Consider the following 17376-nt stretch of genomic DNA (forward strand, 5'->3'; position numbering starts at 1 on the left):
TGAACTGCGGGGCCGGCCGGGCAGCTCCCGGGCCGATTGGACCCGGGGATGCCACGGTGTCCTAAGGCCCTGTTCCGGCCAGAAGGGGCACCCTAGCTTGAAGGAATGACTGCCGGAGACGCGGCGGGGCTGGACGGGCCCGCCTCGGATGCAATGTTGAAGCTGGGCCGATTCTTTACGAAATGGGACCAGACCGACGACGGCAGGGCGGTGTTCCGCGAGGGTGGCCGCAAGGGCGACATCTTCTACCGGGACCGCTGGAGCCACGACAAGGTGGTCCGGTCCACGCACGGGGTGAACTGCACCGGCTCCTGCTCCTGGAAGGTGTACGTCAAGGACGGCATCATCACCTGGGAATCCCAGCAGACCGACTACCCCTCCGTGGGGCCGGACAGCCCGGAATACGAGCCGCGGGGCTGCCCGCGCGGCGCGGCCTTCTCCTGGTACACCTATTCACCCACCCGGGTGCGTTTTCCGTATGCGCGGGGCGTCCTCGTCGAGATGTACCGCGAGGCCAAGGCCCGGCTGGGTGACCCGGTGCTGGCCTTTGCCGACGTCGTGGGCGACCCCGAGCGGCGCCGCCGCTACCAGCAGGCCCGCGGCAAGGGCGGCCTGGTGCGGGTCTCCTGGCAGGAGGCGATCGAAATCGCCGCCGCCGCGCACGTGAACACCATCAAGGCCTACGGCCCGGACCGCTGCGCCGGGTTCTCGCCCATCCCAGCGATGTCCATGGTCTCGCACGCCGTGGGGACCCGCTTCATCCAGCTGATCGGCGGGGTGATGACGTCCTTCTACGACTGGTACGCAGACCTCCCCGTGGCCAGCCCACAGGTGTTCGGGGACCAGACCGACGTCCCGGAATCGGGGGACTGGTGGGACGCCCGTTATCTGATGATGTGGGGATCCAACGTCCCCGTCACCCGCACCCCGGACGCGCACTGGATGGCCGAGGTGCGGTACCGCGGCACCAAGGTGGTCACGGTCAGCCCGGACTACGCGGACAACACGAAGTTCGCCGACGAATGGCTCCCCGCGCAGGCCGGAACCGACGCCGCGCTGGCCATGGCGATGGGGCACGTCATGCTCAAGGAATTCTTCGTCGACCGTGAGGTGCCGTTCTTCGCCGACTACGTCCGCCAGTACACCGACCTGCCGTTCCTGGTCCGTCTCGAACGGCGCGATGACGGCTCCCTGACACCGGCCAAGTTCCTCACCGCCAAAGACCTTCCCGCCGCTGCCGGGGCGGAGGACGCCGCGTTCCGCACGGTCCTGTTCGACAAGAAGACCGGGCTGCCGGCGGTCCCCAACGGCTCCATGGGCTTCCGCTACTCAGAGAGCGGCGAGGGCAAGTGGAACCTGGACCTCGGAGCGATCGAACCGGCGCTGTCCCTCCGGGAAGTGTCAACGGAAAGCGCCGAGATCCTGCTGCCGTGCTTCGAGGACGCCGGCGGGGACGGCAGCGTGCTCCGCCGCGGCGTGCCCGTCCTGGAGGTGGAAGGCCAGCTGGTCACCACCGTCTTCGACCTCATGCTGGCCCAGTACGGGGTCGGCCGCGACGGGCTCCCGGGGGACTGGGCCGCCGGCTACCACGACGCAGCGACACCCTACACGCCGGCCTGGCAGGAGGAGATCACCTCCGTCCCGGCGCAGGCCTGCATCCGGGTGGCCCGCGAATTCGCCCGCAACGCCGAACAGTCCAAGGGCCGGTCCATGATCATCATGGGTGCCGGGATCTGCCAGTGGTTCCACGGCGACACCACCTACCGGGCGGTGCTGGCCCTGGTGATGCTGACCGGCTGCATGGGCCGTAACGGCGGCGGCTGGGCGCACTACGTCGGCCAGGAAAAGACCCGGCCGGTCACCGGCTGGCTGTCGCTGGCCAACGCGCTGGACTGGTCCCGGCCGCCGCGGACCATGATCGGCACCGGCTACTGGTACATGCACACGGACCAGTGGCGGCAGGACGGCTACTGCGCGGATGCGCTGAAGTCCCCGCTCTCCACCGGGGCCCTGGACGGCATGCACACCGCGGACGCCCTGGCCCAGTCCGCGCGGCTGGGCTGGATGCCGTTTTACCCGCAGTTCGACCGGAACCCGCTGGACCTCGCGGACGAGGCCGGGGCGGCCGTCGCCGCCGGCACCGCGACGGACGCCGCCGGCTACATCGCCGATGCCCTGAAGAGCCGCACCCTGAACCCGGCGATCGAGGACGTGGACGCCCCGGAAAACTGGCCGCGGACCCTCGTGCTGTGGCGCTCCAACCTGTTCGGCTCCTCGGCCAAGGGCAACGAGTACTTCCTGCGGAACCTGCTGGGAACCCACAACAATGTCCTGGGCCAGGACCATGCCGAGGGGCTCAAGCCCAAGGATGTGAAATGGCATGAGCAGGCGCCCGAAGGGAAGCTGGACCTGCTGGTTTCCGCTGACTTCCGGATGACCTCCACCACCCTGCTGTCCGACGTCGTGTTCCCGGCCGCCACCTGGTACGAAAAGCACGACCTGTCCTCCACCGACATGCACCCGTTCGTGCACGCCTTCACCCCCGCGATTGACCCGCCGTGGGAGACCAAGACGGACTTCGACACCTTCCACCTGCTGGCCCAGGAGTTCTCCCGGCAGGCCAAAACCCACCTCGGCGTCCGCCGGGACCTGGTGAGCGTGCCGCTGCAGCACGACACGCCCGGCCAGCTGGCCCAGCCCGGCGGGATTGTGCGGGACTGGCGGGACATGTCCATCCCCGCGGTTCCGGGTCAGAACATGCCCATTTTTTCCGTCGTCGAGCGGGACTACACCGCCATCGCGGACAAGCTCGCCGCCGTCGGGCCGCTGGCGGACAAACTGGGCTTCACGGTCAAGAACGTCACGTACAAACTTGCCGGCCCGTTGGACCGGCTCAGCCGTTCCAACGGGGTGATGCTTGGCGGGGCAGCGGACGGCCGCCCCGCGATCGACACGGACGCGAAGATGGCCGAGGCCATCCTGGCGTTCTCCGGCACCACCAACGGGGCGCTGGCCGTGCAGGGCTTCAAGGACCTGGAAATCCGCACCGGGAGGAAACTGGCGGACCTGGCCGAAGGCTCCGAAGAAAAATTCATCTCTTTCGCCCAGACCCAGGCCGGCCCTGTTCCGGTGATCACCTCGCCGGAATGGTCCGGCTCCGAGACCGGCGGCAGGCGCTATGCGCCCTTCACCATCAACGTCGAGCGGCTCAAGCCCTTCCACACGCTGACCGGCCGGATGCACTTCTTCCTGGACCACGACTGGATCCGGGACATCGGCGAGTCCCTGCCGATCTACCGGCCGCCGCTGGACATGCACCGGCTCTTCGGCGAACCCAAACTCGGCCAGGACGGGAAACTGGAGGTGGTGGTCCGCTACCTGACCCCGCACTCCAAGTGGTCCATCCACTCCGAATACCAGGACAACCTGCTGATGCTCTCGCTCTCCCGAGGCGGCCCGACCGTCTGGATGAGCCCCGCCGACGCGGCGGCCATCGAGGTCAAGGACAACGACTGGGTGGAGTGCCTGAACATCAACGGCGTCCTGGTGGCCCGGGCGATCGTCAGCCACCGGATGCCGGCCGGCGTGGTCTACGTCCACCACGCGCAGGAACGCACCATTGACGTGCCCAAGTCCGAGGCCACCGGCCGCCGCGGCGGCATCCACAACTCCGTGACCCGGCTGCTGGTCAAGCCCTCGCACCTGATCGGCGGCTACGCCCAGCTCGCCTACGCGTTCAACTACCTTGGCCCCACCGGAAACCAGCGCGACATGGTGGCCACCGTCCGGCGTCGTTCCCAGGAGGTGCAGTACTGATGCGTGTCATGGCCCAAATGGGCATGGTCATGAACCTGGACAAATGCATCGGCTGCCACACCTGTTCCGTGACCTGCAAGCAGGCCTGGACCAACCGTGCCGGCACCGAATACGTGTGGTTCAACAACGTCGAAACCCGCCCAGGGCAGGGCTATCCGCGCCGCTACGAGGACCAGGAGAAGTGGCACGGCGGCTGGGCGCTGAACAAGCGCGGGAAACTGGTGCTCAAGGCCGGCGGCCGGGTCAAGAAGCTCTTCGGGATCTTCGCCAGCCCGGTCCAGCCCCAGCTCAAGGACTACTACGAGCCATGGACCTACGACTACAAGACCCTCGTTGACGCGCCCCTGGGCGACGACTTCCCGGTGGCCCGGCCCAAGTCCCTGATCACCGGGGAGGACACCAAGATCACCTGGTCCGCGAACTGGGACGATGACCTCGGCGGCTCCGCCGAGAACGGCCATCTGGACCCGATCGTGGAGAAGGTCCGGCGGGAATCCGAGGACAAGATCAAGTTCGCGTACGAACAAACCTTCATGTTCTACCTGCCGCGGATCTGCGAGCACTGCCTGAACCCGTCCTGCATGGCTTCCTGCCCCTCCGGCGCGATCTACAAGCGGGTGGAGGACGGGATTGTGCTGGTGGACCAGGACAAATGCCGCGGCTGGCGCCAGTGCGTCACCGGCTGCCCCTACAAGAAGATCTACTTCAACCACAAGACCGGCAAAGCCGAGAAGTGCACCTTCTGCTACCCGCGGGTGGAGGTGGGGCTCCCGACAGTCTGCTCCGAGACCTGCGTGGGCCGGCTGCGGTACCTGGGGCTGTTCCTGTACGACGCCGACGCCGTCACCGCGGCGGCCGCCGTCACGGACCCCCGGGAACTCTACGACGCCCAGATGGACGTGCTGCTGGACCCGAACGACCCCGCCGTCCAGGCCGAGGCCCGGGCCCAGGGCATCCCCGAAGACTGGATCGACGCCGCCGGGCGCTCTCCGGTCTACGCCCTGGCCAAGGTCTACAAGGTGGCGCTGCCGCTGCACCCGGAATACCGGACCATGCCGATGGTCTGGTACGTGCCGCCGCTCTCACCCGTGGTGGACCTGCTGCGCGACCAGGGCCACGACGGCGAGGACACCGGCAACCTTTTCGGCGCCATCGACGCGCTGCGCATCCCGGTGGAATACCTCGCTGAACTCTTCACCGCCGGCGACGCGGACCGGGTCACCGCGGTGCTGAAGAAGCTCGCAGCCATGCGCTCCTTCATGCGCGGCATCAGCCTCGGCGATGACCCGGACGACGCCATCCCGGAGGCCGTGGGGATGGACAGCCAGAGCATGTACGAGATGTACCGGCTGATGGCGATCGCGAAATACGAGGAGCGCTACGTCATCCCGAAGGCCCACGTGGAACAGGCCCACGACCTCGAGGAAATGGGCTGTTCGCTCGACTTCGAGGGCGGCCCCGGCATGCAGGATACCGCCCGATTCGGCGAAGCCAGCGGCCGGCCCGTCCCCGTGGCGGTGGAAACCTTCAACGCCCTCCGGGACCGGCAGACCTCCGGCTCCGCGCCCGGCGAAACCACCCTGCGCGGCAGGGTGAACCTGCTGAACTGGGACGGCACCGGAGCACCCTCCGGGCTTTTTCCGGAAAAGGCGTTGCTTCCGGAAAAACCGCCTCCGGCGGAACCGCCGCCGTCGAAACCGGCGGGCCCCGCGGAATCCCCTCCGGCGGGGGAGCAGCCATGACCCGCCGCCAGCAGGTCCTCTACCTCGCTGCGGCCTGGTGCCTGTCCTACCCTGACGAGGAACTGACCGGCCGGGTCCCGCTGATGCGGGCCGCGCTGGCAGAGTTCCCCGGCGCCACGGCGGACTTCGTGGCGGTCCTGGACCAGCTGGAGTCCACGCCGCCGATCCAGCTCCAGTCCCAGTACGTGCGCGAGTTCGACCTCGGAAAGCGCCACGCCCTGCACCTGTCCTACTGGACTGACGGGGACACCCGGCGCCGCGGCGAGGTTCTGGGCAATTTCAAGAAGACCTACCGGCAAAGCGACATCCTCGTGGACACCCACGGCGAACTGCCCGACTACCTCCCGATGGTCCTCGAATACGCCGCGCTGGTGGACCTGGCGGCCGGCCGCGAGCTGCTGACGCGCTTCCGGGCGAGCCTGGAGATGCTCCGCTTCGGGCTGCTCCGGGACCAGCTGCCGCACGCCCGGATCCTGCAGGCCGTCTGCGCCACGCTGCCCGGGAAATCCCCGGCGGACGAGCAGGCCGTCATGCGGATGGCCGGCTACGGCCCGCCCACCGAGGCCGTGGGCCTGGACCCGTACGATCCGCGCCTGCTGCCCGTGAAGGGGGCCTGAGCATGCTGGCATTCGAAGCGGAACCCGGATCCGCCGTCGGACTCTCCGCACTGGACATCGTGGTGTGGGGCGTTCTCCCTTACGTCATGGTGGTGGTCTTGGTCGGCGGACTTCTCTGGCGTTACAAGTACGACCAGTTCGGCTGGACCACGAGGTCTTCCCAGCTCTATGAGTCCAGGCTGCTGAGGATTGCGTCCCCGTTGTTCCACTTTGGCCTGCTCGCCGTGATCGCCGGTCACTTCTTCGGCCTGGTCATTCCGATGGCGTGGACCCAGGCGGCCGGGATGAGCCAGGAGTTCTACCACTTCAACGCCCTGCTGGTCGGCGGGATCGCCGGGGTGGGAACGCTGGGCGGGATCCTCCTGCTGATCTACCGCCGCCGGACCACCGGGCCGGTCTTCATGGCCACGACCGGCAATGACAAGACCATGTATGTGGTGCTCACCGCGGCCATTGTGTTCGGGCTGTGGACCACCTTGGCGAGTGTTTTCGAGGGCGAGCACGGGCACAATTACCGCGAGACCGTGGCCCCGTGGTTCCGTTCGCTGTTCATCTTCCAGCCAGACATCGCGGCGATGGCCGCGGCGCCGTTCTCGTTCCACCTGCACACCCTGGTAGGCATGGCGCTGTTCGTGATCTGGCCGTTCACGCGCCTGGTCCATGCCTTCACGGCCCCGTTCCACTACCTCTTCCGCCCCTACATCGTTTACCGCTCCCGGGACCGGGACACCGGCGGGGCCGGGGCCAAAGGCACAGCTGGCGCCCGGAGCTCCACGGCCGGCGCGCGGCGGGGCTGGTCCGCCGTCGGAACCCGGGACCGGGACACCAGGAACCGGTGACCCGGCGCCATCGCTGAAGCTGCGTTGCTGAAGCTGCGTTGCTGAACCGCTGTTGAACCAGGAAGGAGACCGCCGTGGCCGGAGCAGTGTCCCCGCCCGTCGCCGCCCCTGCGGGCCGGGCGCTCAATCTGACGCTCGCCACCTCGACCTCCGTGGTGTGCTTCTGGGCCTGGAACTCCATCGCCACGCTGAGCGCGTTCTACACCCAGCATCTGCACCTCAATCCGGCCACCACCGGCGTGCTCGTGGCCATGCCCGTCTTCGTCGGCTCGCTGGGGCGGATCGTCGTCGGCGCCTTGACGGACAAGTACGGCGGCCGCGCCATGTTCACTTTTGTCCTGCTGGCCTCCATCGTCCCGATCCTGCTGGTGGCCGTCGGCGGCAGCCTCGACTCCTTCGCCCTGGTGCTGGCTGCCGGGGTGCTGCTGGGGGTCGCCGGAACCGTCTTCGCCGTCGGGATCCCCTTCGTCAGCGCTTGGTACGAGCCCGCCCGGCGGGGTTTCGCCACCGGCGTCTTCGGCGCGGGCATGGGCGGAACGGCCCTGGCCGCTTTCCTGAACCCCCGGCTTGTCGCCGCCATCGGCTACGTTCCCACCCACCTGCTGATCGCCGCGATTCTGGCGGTCATGGCCGCCATCATCTGGTTCCGAATGAAGGAGGCGCCGGGCTGGACCCGCAGCAACGCGCCCGTGATGCCCAAGCTGATCGACGCGGCGAAGACCCCGGTCACGTGGAAGCTGTGCTTCCTCTACGCAGTCCTCTTCGGTGGCTTCGTTTCCTTCGCCACGTATCTGCCCACGTACCTCCGGGATGTCTACAGCTTCGATCCCAGCGCGGCCGGCGCCCGCACCGCGGGGTTTGCGCTCGCCGCCGTGCTGGCGCGGCCGGTGGGCGGCGTACTCGCCGACAAGATCGGTCCCAAGCCCGTGGTGATCGCCGCCCTCGCCGGCGTCGCCGTCCTCGCCTGGGTGGTGAACCTGCAACCCGACGGTGATGTCCCCGCCGGCCTGACGTTCGTCGCCATGGCGGCGGCGCTGGGCCTGGGCACGGGCGGGGTATTCGCCTGGGTGGGCGTGCTCGCGCCGGAGGGCAAGGTCGGCAGCATCAGCGGGGTGGTCAGCGCGGCCGGCGGCCTGGGCGGCTACTTCCCGCCGCTGATCATGGGCGCCACCTATGACGCCGTGGCGCACAGCTACGCGATCGGGCTGCTGCTGCTCGTCGCCACAGCGCTCGCGGCGCTGGTCTTCACCATCTTCGCCATGCACGGCAGGACCAAGGCCAAGGTCGCGGCCGCCTAGCGCAGCCCAGGGACTAGCCGAACAGCAGGGTGGCCAGCGTAAAGATGGCCAGCCCGGCCAGGGCGCCCACCACCGTGCCGTTGATCCGGATGAACTGCAGGTCCCTGCCGACCTGCAGCTCGATCTTCTGCGACGTCTCTTCGGCATCCCAGCGGGCCACGGTGTCCGTGATGACCCCCGCGATGTCCGAGCGGTAGGTCTTCACGAGGTAGCCGGCCGCGTCGCCGATCCAGGCGTTCACCTTGCCGGCGAGCTCGGGATCGACCAGCAGCCGGGTGCCGAAGTCATGCACGGCCGCCTTGAACTTGACGGTCAGTTCACTGTGCGGGTCATCGACGGCGGTGAGCAGGGCCGTCTTGATGGTGTCCCAGGTGCGGGAGGCGAGCTCGCGGACCTCCGGGTCGCCGAGCACCTGGGCCTTGATGCCCTCGGCGCGGGCGATCATGACGGGATCATGCTGCAGGTCCTGCGCGAGTTCCTTGAGGTACTTGTCGATCGAGAGGCGGACCTGGTGCTGCGGGTCGGACTGCACGGCGCGGGTGAACTTGAGGATCTCCACGTACACTTTGTCGCCCACCAGCCCGTCCACGAACGAGGGCACCCACGTCGGGGACCGGTCGGTGACCAGCCTGTTGACCGTCTCCTGGTTGTCCCGCACCCAGTCCACGGTGCGGTCCACCATTAGGTCCACCAGCGCATGGTGGTGCCCGTCGTCGAAAATCCGCTCGGCGAGGCGGCCCACCGGCGGCCCCCACGGCGGGGTGAGCAGGTGCTTGCGGACCATGGACTCGATCACGGCCTGGACGTCGTCGTCGTTGAGGACCTTGAACGCGCCGCGGATGACGGCGGCACCCTCCTTGGCGACCCGGTCCGGGCCGCCGGGGCTGGACAGCCAGGCGCCGGCCTTGCGCGCAATGTCTGCGGACGCCAGCTTCTCCTGGACCACCTGTTCGGAGAGGAAATTGGTTTCCACGAATTCGCCCAGCGAGGCGCCGATCTGGTCCTTGCGGCGCGGGATGATCGCGGTGTGCGGGATCTTGATGCCCATGGGGTACTTGAACAGGGCCGTGACGGCGAACCAGTCCGCGAGGGCACCGACCATGCCGCCCTCGGCCGCGGCGCGGACGTATTCGAACCCCGGATACTGCTTCTGCAGGGCGAACGCGACGATGAAGATCACCGCCATGACGACCAGCAGCGAGAGGGCCAGGAGCTTCATCCGGCGCAGCGCCGCGGCCTTCTCGACGTCGCTGGAGGCAGCGGAACGCTGTCCGGGGGGACCGCCCGGTCGGGCGCCGCCCGGACGTCCCGCGGCGCCGGTCAGGGAAGTTGACTCAGTATTGACCTGCATGAGCCCAGCCTAGCCCGCCACCGAAACGGACGTTCCGCTAACGTGGCACCATGACCACTGATGAGCCTGCCGCTGCCCGGCCTTTGGTCTATGCCCACCGCGGCGCCAGCGGAACCTTCGCCGAGCACACCCGGGCCGCGTACCTGCAGGCCATCGCCGACGGCGCCGACGGCGTGGAATGCGATGTCCACCTGACCCGGGACCAGCACGTGGTGCTCCTGCACGATGCCACCCTGGACCGCACCTCGGACGGCACCGGCCAGGTGGCCGACCGGACCCTGCAGGAACTCCAGGAACTGGACTTCTCCTCCTGGAAGGGAGCCCGGATCCCGGAGGCCTACGGCGCCAAGTCCGGGCAGTTCCTGACCCTGCCGGACCTGCTCGACATCCTGCGCGCGGCCGGCCGCGGGATCGGGCTGGCGATCGAGTTCAAACACCCGAGCCCGTACCAGCTCAGACTCGAGGACCGGGCGCTGGAGGTCCTGAGGGCCCAGGGCTGGGATCCGCGGACGTCGATGCTGGAGAACATCACGGTTTCCTTCATGAGCTTTAGCCCCGACTCCGTAAAACACCTCCTGGAGTCCGTACCGGCCGCGGCTGTCTGCCAGCTCGTGGACGACGTCAATGTGGCGGACATCCGGGAGGAACTGGGCCTCGGTGCCCTGACCGGCGGGGCGCTGGCCAACGTGATGAAGGCCGCCCAGGCTGAGGGGGAACGGATCCTGGCTGCGGCCGAGGCGGGCATTGCCGGCCCTGGCATCGGGTACGTCCGCACGCACGCCCCGGCCGTTCAGCGCTGGCTCGCCTCGGGGCTGCGGTGCCGGGTGTGGACGGTCGACACCGAGGACGACGTCGAACGGTGCCGGAAACTCGGGATCCAGGAAATCACCACCAACTGGCCGGCCCAGGTCCTCTCCCAGCTCATGGCGGACAGCCGGCCCCCACGGTAGCCGCCTGGCCGCTCCACGGAACCTGGGCCGACATCTTCACATCCCCTGCGTCCCCGCGGATTACGGCCGGCGTGGCCGCTGTGGTTGAGTTGTTGCATGCCATTTCGCCGGCCCGTCCCGGACCTCCAGACGCTGTCCGCGGCACTGCTGAGCGCGCTGCTGCTCAGCAGCCCGTGAGGAATGGGTGGCAGTGAGCGGGCTGCTGGAAGCCGCCGCCGCCGTCGGGCTCCTGGTCCCGGCCACCCGGAGGGCCGCCGCGGGCTGTGTCACGGCGCTGTTCGCCGCTTTCCTCGCCGGCCACGTGGACGCCCTGCGCAAAGCCTACGGGCCGGAGGGCTCGCCGCGCCGGCGACGCGTGCACACCCTGCGGCTCCCGCTCCAGGCGCCCCTCATCGCATGGGCCTGGACTTTGACACGGCGGAACCGGCGCTCGTGAAGATCCTGCAGTCACCGGCGGTGCGGATCGGTTTGTCGATCAGCATCGCCACCGGCCTCTACGGCGTCTCCTTCGGCGCGCTGTCCGTAACCTCAGGCCTGGATTTCTGGCAGACCATGGCGCTGAGCCTGCTGCTGTTCAGCGGCGGCTCGCAGTTCGCCTTCATCGGTGTGGTGGCCGGCGGCGGGTCCGGCGTCGCCGCGATGGGTGCCGCGACGCTGCTGGGCATGCGCAACGGCATCTACGGCATGCAGATCAACGCCCTCCTGCAGCCGCGCGGGTGGCGGAAGTTTGCCGCGGCCCAGCTGACCATCGACGAGTCCACCGCCACCAGCACCGGGCAGACGGACCCCGACGAGCAGAAACGCGGCTTCTGGACCGCCGGAATCGGCGTCTTTGTCCTCTGGAACCTGTTCACCGCCCTCGGCGCACTGGCCGGCGGGGCACTCGGGGATCCCAAACAGTGGGGACTGGACGGCGCCGCCGTGGCGGCCTTCCTAGGCCTGCTCTGGCCGCGGCTGAAAGGCAGGGAACCTGTGGCCATCGCGGTGGTCTGCGCGCTGGCCACCGTGCTGGCCGTGCCGTACGTGCCCCCGGGAGTGCCGATCCTCGTCGCCGCCGTGGTCGCGGCGGGGATCGGCTGGTTCAGCCACGGCCGCAGCGACGAGGGCCTGGAACCGGACGTCGATCCGTACGCGGAGGACCACGTGCACCACCACCACCACGACCCTGCCCGCGATTCCCGCGGCGAACGCACCGGAGACGACGCATGAACCTCTGGATGTGGCTGCTGCTCTCCTGCCTGCTCGCCTACGCCTGGAAGCTGCTCGGCTACCTGGTGCCGGCCAGCCTGCTCCGCAACCCGCGGACGTCCAGGATTGCCGGGACCACGACAATCGGGCTGCTGGCGTCCCTGACGGTGGTCAATGCTGTGGCCACCGGCCAGTCGCTCGTCTTGGACGCCCGGCTTGGCGCCTTGGCGGCGGCGGCCATCGCCTTGTGGTTGCGCGCGCCGTTCCTGGTGGTGGTGATCGCCGGCGCGGCCGCGGCCGCCGGGCTCCGGCTGCTCGGCTGGGACTGACCCGTTCGTGGGACGCCTGACCGCGCTGGGCCGCGGACCGGCTGTGGGTGCGGCCGGAACGGTCTTTAGTCCCTACTTGGTGCCGGGATCGCATGGGAGCATTCGAACATGACTGAACACGACGGCGAGCTGCCGGCTGCCGACCGGGAGGCTGCCGACGAGCAGGCCGCGGAGCAGCAGACCGCAGAGCAGCAGGCCGCGGAGCAGCAGGCCGCGGAGCCGCGCAAGGATCAGCGCACCAAGCAGCACGAGCCGTATGTTTCCGGCGGGGCTGAGTCCACCCGTGAAATGCGCGAAATGTCCCGCCGCCGTCGGGAAGCCGAAGAGAAGCTTCAGCAACACCTTCTCGAAGCCAAGGAAAAGCCGGCCGAAGACTAGCGCCGGGCACCGGGCTGTCGGGGCACCTGCAGGAACCGGCGCTTATGGGTGCTAGCCGAGAACGGCGTCGAACGCGGTGCCCGTCAGCGGGGCCTGCGGCGGCAACGCCCGGTCCGGCCGCTCCGTCCGGATGGCGTCCTCAACCAGCGCCACGGGCCGGCGCCACGCGTCGGAGCCCGGCTCCATGGTGTCCACGACGCCGATCAGCATGGCCAGCAGGCGGATCATGTCCGTCATGGAAATATCGCTGCGCAGGGTGCCCTGCCCCTGGCCCCGGCCCAGCAGCACGGCGATGGATTCAATCAGACCGCCCGTGATCCCGGTCAGCAGCCCGCGCCGGCCCGCGACAGCTCCCAGCAGGTTGGCTTCTTCGCTGGCGACATGCATCGTGGCATCGATGACCCGAAAGAGCCCTGCGGCGGCGTCAGGATCGGCCAGGGCCTCATCGATGGCCGGATCCACCTGCAGCCGGAGCTGCTGGTTCAGGGCAGCGAGCACCAGCTCTTCCTTGTCGGCGAAATTCCGGAAAAGGGTGGCGGGACCCACGCCGGCGGTGACGGCAATGGTCTGCAGCGGCACCTCGGGGCCGTGCTCGCGGAAGCACTGGCGGGCCGCGGCGATGATTTTGTCCACGTTGCGCGCGGCATCTGCGCGGAGCGGCCTGCGGTCTACTGCCCGGTTCATTTGCCTAGGGTAGCAACGCGAAGGGTGCGCGAACCTGTTACCGGCGGGTAGTGACTTATGTGACGGTGGCGGAGGTGCCCCCGGCCGCTGCCGGGCTGGAATCGCGTGAAAGACTGGTGCCGGACAGCCCGGAAGTTTTCGCCCCCGGTGTCCTGACTGAGTGAAGGGAACCACCACATGCTGGTCGCATTCTCCGTAGCACCCTCCGGTGACCCAGCCAACGCGCAAGCGCCCGGCGACGCGTCGGTCCACGACGCCGTCGCGGCCGCGGTGCGGATCGTCCGGGAGTCGGGCCTGCCCAACCGGACGAGTTCCATGTTCACCGAGATCGAGGGCGACTGGGACGAGGTCATGGACGTCGTCAAGCGGGCCACGGACGCGGTGGGCGCCTACGGTTCGCGCGTCTCGCTGGTCCTCAAGGCGGACATCCGGCCGGGCTACAGCGGCGAGCTGACCGGCAAGGTGGAACGGCTGGAAAACGCCATCGACGGGCAGGGCGCCGGCGGGACCGGCCCGCAAATCCCAACCCGGCCGGGAAACTAGGCGTACTGAGCCGGACCGGACGCCGAAACGCCGGCGGGAACGGCGCGCCCGGAGGGGTACCGCCGGGCGCGGGCGGCTGGAACACTGGGGGCATGATCGAGCATCAATCCGCCCCCGGCTGGGTCGCCGTCGAGAACTTCCTCTCCGACGCGGTGGTCCGCCCGGACCGTTCACTCAAGCGCGCCGTCACCAGCGCGCTTGAGGCAGGCATGCCGCCCATCGAAGTCGCCCCCAACGCCGGCAAACTCCTGAAACTGCTGGTCCAGCTCTCCGGTGCCCGCCGCGTCCTGGAGATCGGCACGCTGGCCGGCTTCAGCACCATCTGGATGGCCCAGGGACTGCCCGACGACGGCCGGCTGGTCACCTGCGAATACCTCCCCCTGCACGCCCGCGTCGCGCGCACCAACGTTGACGACGCCGGGCTGGGCCACAAGGTGGACATCCGGGTCGGCGCGGCGCTGGACACCCTGCCCGAGCTGGAAAGCGAGGCCGGGCCGCCCTTCGATTTCGTGTTCATCGATGCCGACAAGGAAAACAACCCGCACTACCTGGACTGGGCCATCCGGCTTGGCCGGCCCGGCACCACCATCGTGGTGGACAACGTCGTGTGGGAGGGTGCGGTGCTGGACGCGTCGATGGACCCGGTCAACGCCCCCGGAATCATCAGCACCCTCCAGATGATGGGCGATGACCCTCGGCTGGACGGCACCGTGATCCAGACCGTGGGTTCGAAAGGCTGGGACGGCTTCGCCCTCGCGATCGTCCGCTAGGTGCAAGAGATTGTCCGCCGGGGCGAACGCGCCGGTGGCAGCCGACCCCGTGAAGCGCCCGGCCACCCCCAAGTGCTAAGTATGCTTAGATTACTTGTCGACGGCGCCAGCGATGGCGGCGCGGCCGCGGACGCGCAGGACTTCAGCCACGTGGCCGGGCCCAGCCCGATCCGCCCAGCCCGATCCGCCCAGCCCGAAGGAACACAGGCCGCCGAAATGAACGGGATCCCCATCTCGCACCACCCCCTACCTGTCCGGATCAGCTCCGCGGCCGCGGAACTGGAGACGATCAGCCCCCTGCTGTCCGAGGCGCAGGACGCCGTCGGCGATGTGCCGGCGCTGCTGGAGCTGGCCAAGGCGGCCGCGGTGGCGGCGCCCAAACCAGGGGACGGCCGGACCGCGTTCCTGTGGGAGATTCTGGCCTCCGTGACCGCCGTCGATGTCGCCGCCGGACGGGTGCTGGAACCACACCTGGATGCCGTGGCGATCCTGGCCCAAGCCGGCGATGAGGCGGCACGGCACGGCCGGGACTGCCCGGACCCGGACGATGCCGACTTCGAGGGGACCTGGGGTGTGTTCGCCGCCGAGGCGCCCGGCCTGCGGCTCGAAGCCAAGGAAGCCGCAGATGGCTGGATCCTGCAGGGATCCAAGCCCTGGTGCTCGCTCGCCGCCCAGCTGGACCATGCCGTGCTGACGGCCCATCTGGAGGCCGGCGGCCGGGCCGCCTTCGCCGTCGACCTCCACGCGAACGGGGTGGGCTTCGCGAATCCGGAGTGGACCAGCCGGGGGCTGCGCGAGATTCCCAGCGGCACAGTCCACTTCGAGGCCGTTTCCGCCGTGCCCCTCGGCGGCGCCGGCTGGTACTATCAGCGCCCGGGTTTCGCGTGGGGCGGCATGGGCGTGGCCGCCTGCTGGCTCGGCGGCGCCGTCGCCGTGGCGCGCAGCTTCGCCGACTCCCTGCGGCACGCCGCCGACGGCGGACGGGAACCGGACCAGATTGCACTGGCCCACCTCGGCGAGATTGACCGAACGCTGGCCGCCCTGACCGCCTACCTGGCCGGCACGGCCGCGAGGATCGACGCCGGCGAACTCTCGGACCGCGGTGCGTGGCAGGAAGCCCTGCGCGTGCGCGGCAGCGTGGCCGCCGCCGTCGAACGCGTCCAGACGCTCGTGAGCCAAAATCTCGGTCCGGCCCCGCTCGCCTTTGACGAGCGCTACGGAAAACGGATGGCCGATCTCGCCCTGTACATCCGCCAGCACCACGCAATGCGCGACGACGCGCAGCTGGGCGCCCTGGCGCTGGCCGAAAGCAACCCATGGTGACCTTCACCCACAACGACGCCGGGACCACCGAGGCCGCCTGGGCCGGCAGCCGTGCCGCCGGGCTGCCGGACCTGCCGCTGGATGACGCGGCGCTCGCCGGCCGGGCCTTCGTTGTCCTGGCCGCGCACCCGGACGACGAATCGCTCGGGGCCGGCGGGCTGCTGGCCCGGCTGCACGCCGTCGGCGCCACGGTCCGGGTGCTGCTGTGCACGGCGGGGGAAGGATCCCACCCCGGCTCGCCAACGACGACGCCGGAACAGCTCGCGGCGGTCCGGCTGCAGGAGTTCGGCGACGCCCTGAAACGCCTTTCCGGAGCCGGGAACGGGGCCGGGGACGTGGCGTGGCAGTGCCTGGGCCTGCCCGACGGTCACCTCGCCGGGCACCGCGAAGAGATCCGGAAGGCCGTCCGGGACGCGGTCCGGGAGGCGGCGGCCGTGTGCGGTCGCGCCGCCGACGAGGTGGTCCTCGTGGCGCCCTACCGCTCCGATGGACACACCGACCACGACGTCCTCGGATCCGTTGCCGCCGGGCTCAGCGCCGCGGCGGGCCACGCCCTCCTCGAGTACCCCATCTGGTACTGGCTGTGGGCGGCACCAGGCGCGCCGGACGCCGGCGACGACCCGGCCGGGGCGGCCGGCCTGACCGGACCCGGCGACCCGGCCGGCGGCGCATGGCGCGACTGGTTCCGGCTGCCGCTGCGCCCGGCAGAGCTTGAGGCCAAGGCCGCCGCGATGGCGGCACATGTGTCCCAGGTCCGCCCGCTCTCCGGGCTGCCGGGCGACGAAGTGCTCCTGCCTCCGGCCTTCCTGGCACACTTTGCGCGGACCTGGGAGACGTTTGCCTGGCACCCCGCGGTCGCCCCGCCCGACGGCCAGGCGGTCAGCCCTGCGGACGGCCCGGGCGATGGCGGGTCCCGGCGGCCCTTCGTCGCGGGCGACGCGGAGCGCGTGTTCGATGCGGTCCACGCCCGGGAGGAGGACCCCTGGCAGTACACCTCGAGCTGGTACGAGCAGCGCAAACGCACCCTCACGCTCGCCGCGCTGCCCGGCAGCAGCTACACGTCCGGGTTGGAGATCGGCTGCTCCATCGGGACTCTGAGCGTGGAACTCGCGCCGCGGTGCGGAAGCTTCCTCGCCGTCGATGCCAGCGGCGCCGCGCTGGACCGTGCCGCCAGGCGGCTCGCGCACCTGCCCGCGGCGACGACGCGACACCTGACCGTCCCGAACGAGTGGCCGGACGGATCGTTCGACCTGATCGTGGTTTCAGAGGTGGGCTACTACCTCTCACCGGCAGAGCTCGCCGGACTGTTCGACCGGATTCAAGGCTCGCTCATGCCCGGCGGGACCCTCGCGCTGTGCCACTGGCGGCACCCCATTTCCGGCTGGGAACTCGACGGCGACGCGGTCCACGCCGCGGCCCGGCGGCACCTGGGCTGGGCCGGCAGCGGGAGCTACCAGGAGCGCGACTTTGTGCTCGAGGTGTTCCTTGCCCCGGACGCTGTACCGGGTGCCGCGCCGGGCCTGGGCGGCCCGGAACGGATGCGGTGAC

Annotated in this window: 15 protein-coding genes and 1 pseudogene; 14 read left to right on the forward strand and 2 right to left on the reverse strand. The window is 69.6% G+C overall.

What is annotated here, in order from left to right; all coding sequences use genetic code 11:
• Nucleotides 1-105: 105 nt before the first annotated feature.
• The 5 genes from AC1DZV_RS08785 to AC1DZV_RS08805 all read left to right on the forward strand — a co-directional run bounded on the left by AC1DZV_RS08785 (nucleotide 106) and on the right by AC1DZV_RS08805 (nucleotide 8312).
• Nucleotides 106-3816: a nitrate reductase subunit alpha gene (locus AC1DZV_RS08785; protein WP_476953478.1), complete on the forward strand. Its 3711-nt coding sequence runs from the start codon at nucleotides 106-108 to the stop codon at nucleotides 3814-3816.
• Nucleotides 3816-5558: a nitrate reductase subunit beta gene (narH, locus tag AC1DZV_RS08790; protein WP_476953479.1), complete on the forward strand. Its 1743-nt coding sequence runs from the start codon at nucleotides 3816-3818 to the stop codon at nucleotides 5556-5558. The genes AC1DZV_RS08785 and narH overlap by 1 nt, the downstream gene beginning before the upstream one ends.
• Nucleotides 5555-6175, forward strand: a complete 621-nt coding sequence (gene narJ, locus AC1DZV_RS08795; protein ID WP_243178363.1) for a nitrate reductase molybdenum cofactor assembly chaperone — start codon at nucleotides 5555-5557, stop codon at nucleotides 6173-6175. Before narH ends, narJ begins: the two co-directional genes overlap by 4 nt.
• 2 nt (nucleotides 6176-6177) lie before the next feature.
• Complete coding sequence (gene narI / locus AC1DZV_RS08800) at nucleotides 6178-7014, forward strand: respiratory nitrate reductase subunit gamma (RefSeq protein ID WP_476950703.1); 837 nt, start codon at nucleotides 6178-6180, stop codon at nucleotides 7012-7014.
• Nucleotides 7015-7088: 74 nt separating this feature from the next.
• Complete coding sequence (locus AC1DZV_RS08805; RefSeq protein ID WP_476953480.1) at nucleotides 7089-8312, forward strand: MFS transporter; 1224 nt, start codon at nucleotides 7089-7091, stop codon at nucleotides 8310-8312.
• 13 nt (nucleotides 8313-8325) lie between these two features.
• On the opposite strand, the gene AC1DZV_RS08810 is transcribed toward AC1DZV_RS08805, so the two are convergent.
• The gene (locus tag AC1DZV_RS08810) at nucleotides 8326-9663 is read right to left on the reverse strand and encodes a DUF445 domain-containing protein (protein WP_374208314.1); all 1338 of its coding nucleotides are present in this window, start codon (nucleotides 9661-9663) and stop codon (nucleotides 8326-8328) included.
• 50 nt (nucleotides 9664-9713) lie between these two features.
• On the opposite strand from AC1DZV_RS08810, the gene AC1DZV_RS08815 reads away from it, so the two are divergent.
• The 5 genes and pseudogenes from AC1DZV_RS08815 to AC1DZV_RS08835 all read left to right on the forward strand — a co-directional run bounded on the left by AC1DZV_RS08815 (nucleotide 9714) and on the right by AC1DZV_RS08835 (nucleotide 12508).
• Nucleotides 9714-10613: a glycerophosphodiester phosphodiesterase gene (locus AC1DZV_RS08815; protein ID WP_223914636.1), complete on the forward strand. Its 900-nt coding sequence runs from the start codon at nucleotides 9714-9716 to the stop codon at nucleotides 10611-10613.
• 169 nt (nucleotides 10614-10782) lie between these two features.
• A pseudogene (locus AC1DZV_RS08820) lies at nucleotides 10783-11049 on the forward strand (DoxX family protein); the annotation flags it as partial.
• Nucleotides 11010-11822, forward strand: a complete 813-nt coding sequence (locus AC1DZV_RS08825; protein ID WP_476953481.1) for an AzlC family ABC transporter permease — start codon at nucleotides 11010-11012, stop codon at nucleotides 11820-11822. The pseudogene AC1DZV_RS08820 and the gene AC1DZV_RS08825, both read left to right, overlap by 40 nt.
• A complete protein-coding gene (locus tag AC1DZV_RS08830; protein WP_476953482.1) occupies nucleotides 11819-12130 on the forward strand; it encodes an AzlD domain-containing protein in 312 nt (103 codons plus the stop codon). Before AC1DZV_RS08825 ends, AC1DZV_RS08830 begins: the two co-directional genes overlap by 4 nt.
• 108 nt (nucleotides 12131-12238) lie before the next feature.
• Nucleotides 12239-12508, forward strand: a complete 270-nt coding sequence (locus AC1DZV_RS08835; protein ID WP_476953483.1) for a hypothetical protein — start codon at nucleotides 12239-12241, stop codon at nucleotides 12506-12508.
• 51 nt (nucleotides 12509-12559) lie between these two features.
• Here the strand turns inward: AC1DZV_RS08835 and AC1DZV_RS08840 are convergent, their stop codons facing one another.
• A complete protein-coding gene (locus AC1DZV_RS08840) occupies nucleotides 12560-13192 on the reverse strand; it encodes a TetR/AcrR family transcriptional regulator (protein ID WP_028275272.1) in 633 nt (210 codons plus the stop codon).
• Between the two features lie 177 nt (nucleotides 13193-13369).
• Here AC1DZV_RS08840 and AC1DZV_RS08845 point away from each other — a divergent pair, with 177 nt between their 5' ends.
• From AC1DZV_RS08845 to AC1DZV_RS08860, 4 genes are all read left to right on the forward strand, one after another.
• Nucleotides 13370-13735, forward strand: coding sequence for a thiamine-binding protein (locus AC1DZV_RS08845; RefSeq protein WP_476950709.1), 366 nt, complete (start codon nucleotides 13370-13372; stop codon nucleotides 13733-13735).
• Between the two features lie 92 nt (nucleotides 13736-13827).
• A complete protein-coding gene (locus AC1DZV_RS08850; protein ID WP_028275270.1) occupies nucleotides 13828-14505 on the forward strand; it encodes an O-methyltransferase in 678 nt (225 codons plus the stop codon).
• Between the two features lie 216 nt (nucleotides 14506-14721).
• A complete protein-coding gene (locus AC1DZV_RS08855) occupies nucleotides 14722-15828 on the forward strand; it encodes an acyl-CoA dehydrogenase family protein (RefSeq protein ID WP_476953516.1) in 1107 nt (368 codons plus the stop codon).
• Nucleotides 15822-17375: a PIG-L family deacetylase gene (locus AC1DZV_RS08860; RefSeq protein WP_476953484.1), complete on the forward strand. Its 1554-nt coding sequence runs from the start codon at nucleotides 15822-15824 to the stop codon at nucleotides 17373-17375. Before AC1DZV_RS08855 ends, AC1DZV_RS08860 begins: the two co-directional genes overlap by 7 nt.
• Nucleotide 17376: the final 1 nt, after the last annotated feature.

This window comes from Arthrobacter sp. P1_D12 (assembly GCF_056406175.1).

Bases quoted from the DNA above. Each gene is read 5' to 3' on its own strand.
- AC1DZV_RS08835 (WP_476953483.1), top strand. From the start codon at position 12,239: ATGACTGAACACGACGGCGAGCTGCCGGCTGCCGACCGGGAGGCTGCC.
- AC1DZV_RS08855 (WP_476953516.1), top strand. From the start codon at position 14,722: ATGAACGGGATCCCCATCTCGCACCACCCCCTACCTGTCCGGATCAGC.
- AC1DZV_RS08830 (WP_476953482.1), top strand. From the start codon at position 11,819: ATGAACCTCTGGATGTGGCTGCTGCTCTCCTGCCTGCTCGCCTACGCC.
- AC1DZV_RS08850 (WP_028275270.1), top strand. From the start codon at position 13,828: ATGATCGAGCATCAATCCGCCCCCGGCTGGGTCGCCGTCGAGAACTTC.
- narI (WP_476950703.1), top strand. From the start codon at position 6,178: ATGCTGGCATTCGAAGCGGAACCCGGATCCGCCGTCGGACTCTCCGCA.
- AC1DZV_RS08860 (WP_476953484.1), top strand. From the start codon at position 15,822: ATGGTGACCTTCACCCACAACGACGCCGGGACCACCGAGGCCGCCTGG.
- AC1DZV_RS08825 (WP_476953481.1), top strand. From the start codon at position 11,010: ATGGGCCTGGACTTTGACACGGCGGAACCGGCGCTCGTGAAGATCCTG.
- narJ (WP_243178363.1), top strand. From the start codon at position 5,555: ATGACCCGCCGCCAGCAGGTCCTCTACCTCGCTGCGGCCTGGTGCCTG.
- AC1DZV_RS08785 (WP_476953478.1), top strand. From the start codon at position 106: ATGACTGCCGGAGACGCGGCGGGGCTGGACGGGCCCGCCTCGGATGCA.
- AC1DZV_RS08815 (WP_223914636.1), top strand. From the start codon at position 9,714: ATGACCACTGATGAGCCTGCCGCTGCCCGGCCTTTGGTCTATGCCCAC.
- AC1DZV_RS08845 (WP_476950709.1), top strand. From the start codon at position 13,370: ATGCTGGTCGCATTCTCCGTAGCACCCTCCGGTGACCCAGCCAACGCG.
- AC1DZV_RS08840 (WP_028275272.1), bottom strand. From the start codon at position 13,192: ATGAACCGGGCAGTAGACCGCAGGCCGCTCCGCGCAGATGCCGCGCGC.
- narH (WP_476953479.1), top strand. From the start codon at position 3,816: ATGCGTGTCATGGCCCAAATGGGCATGGTCATGAACCTGGACAAATGC.
- AC1DZV_RS08810 (WP_374208314.1), bottom strand. From the start codon at position 9,663: ATGCAGGTCAATACTGAGTCAACTTCCCTGACCGGCGCCGCGGGACGT.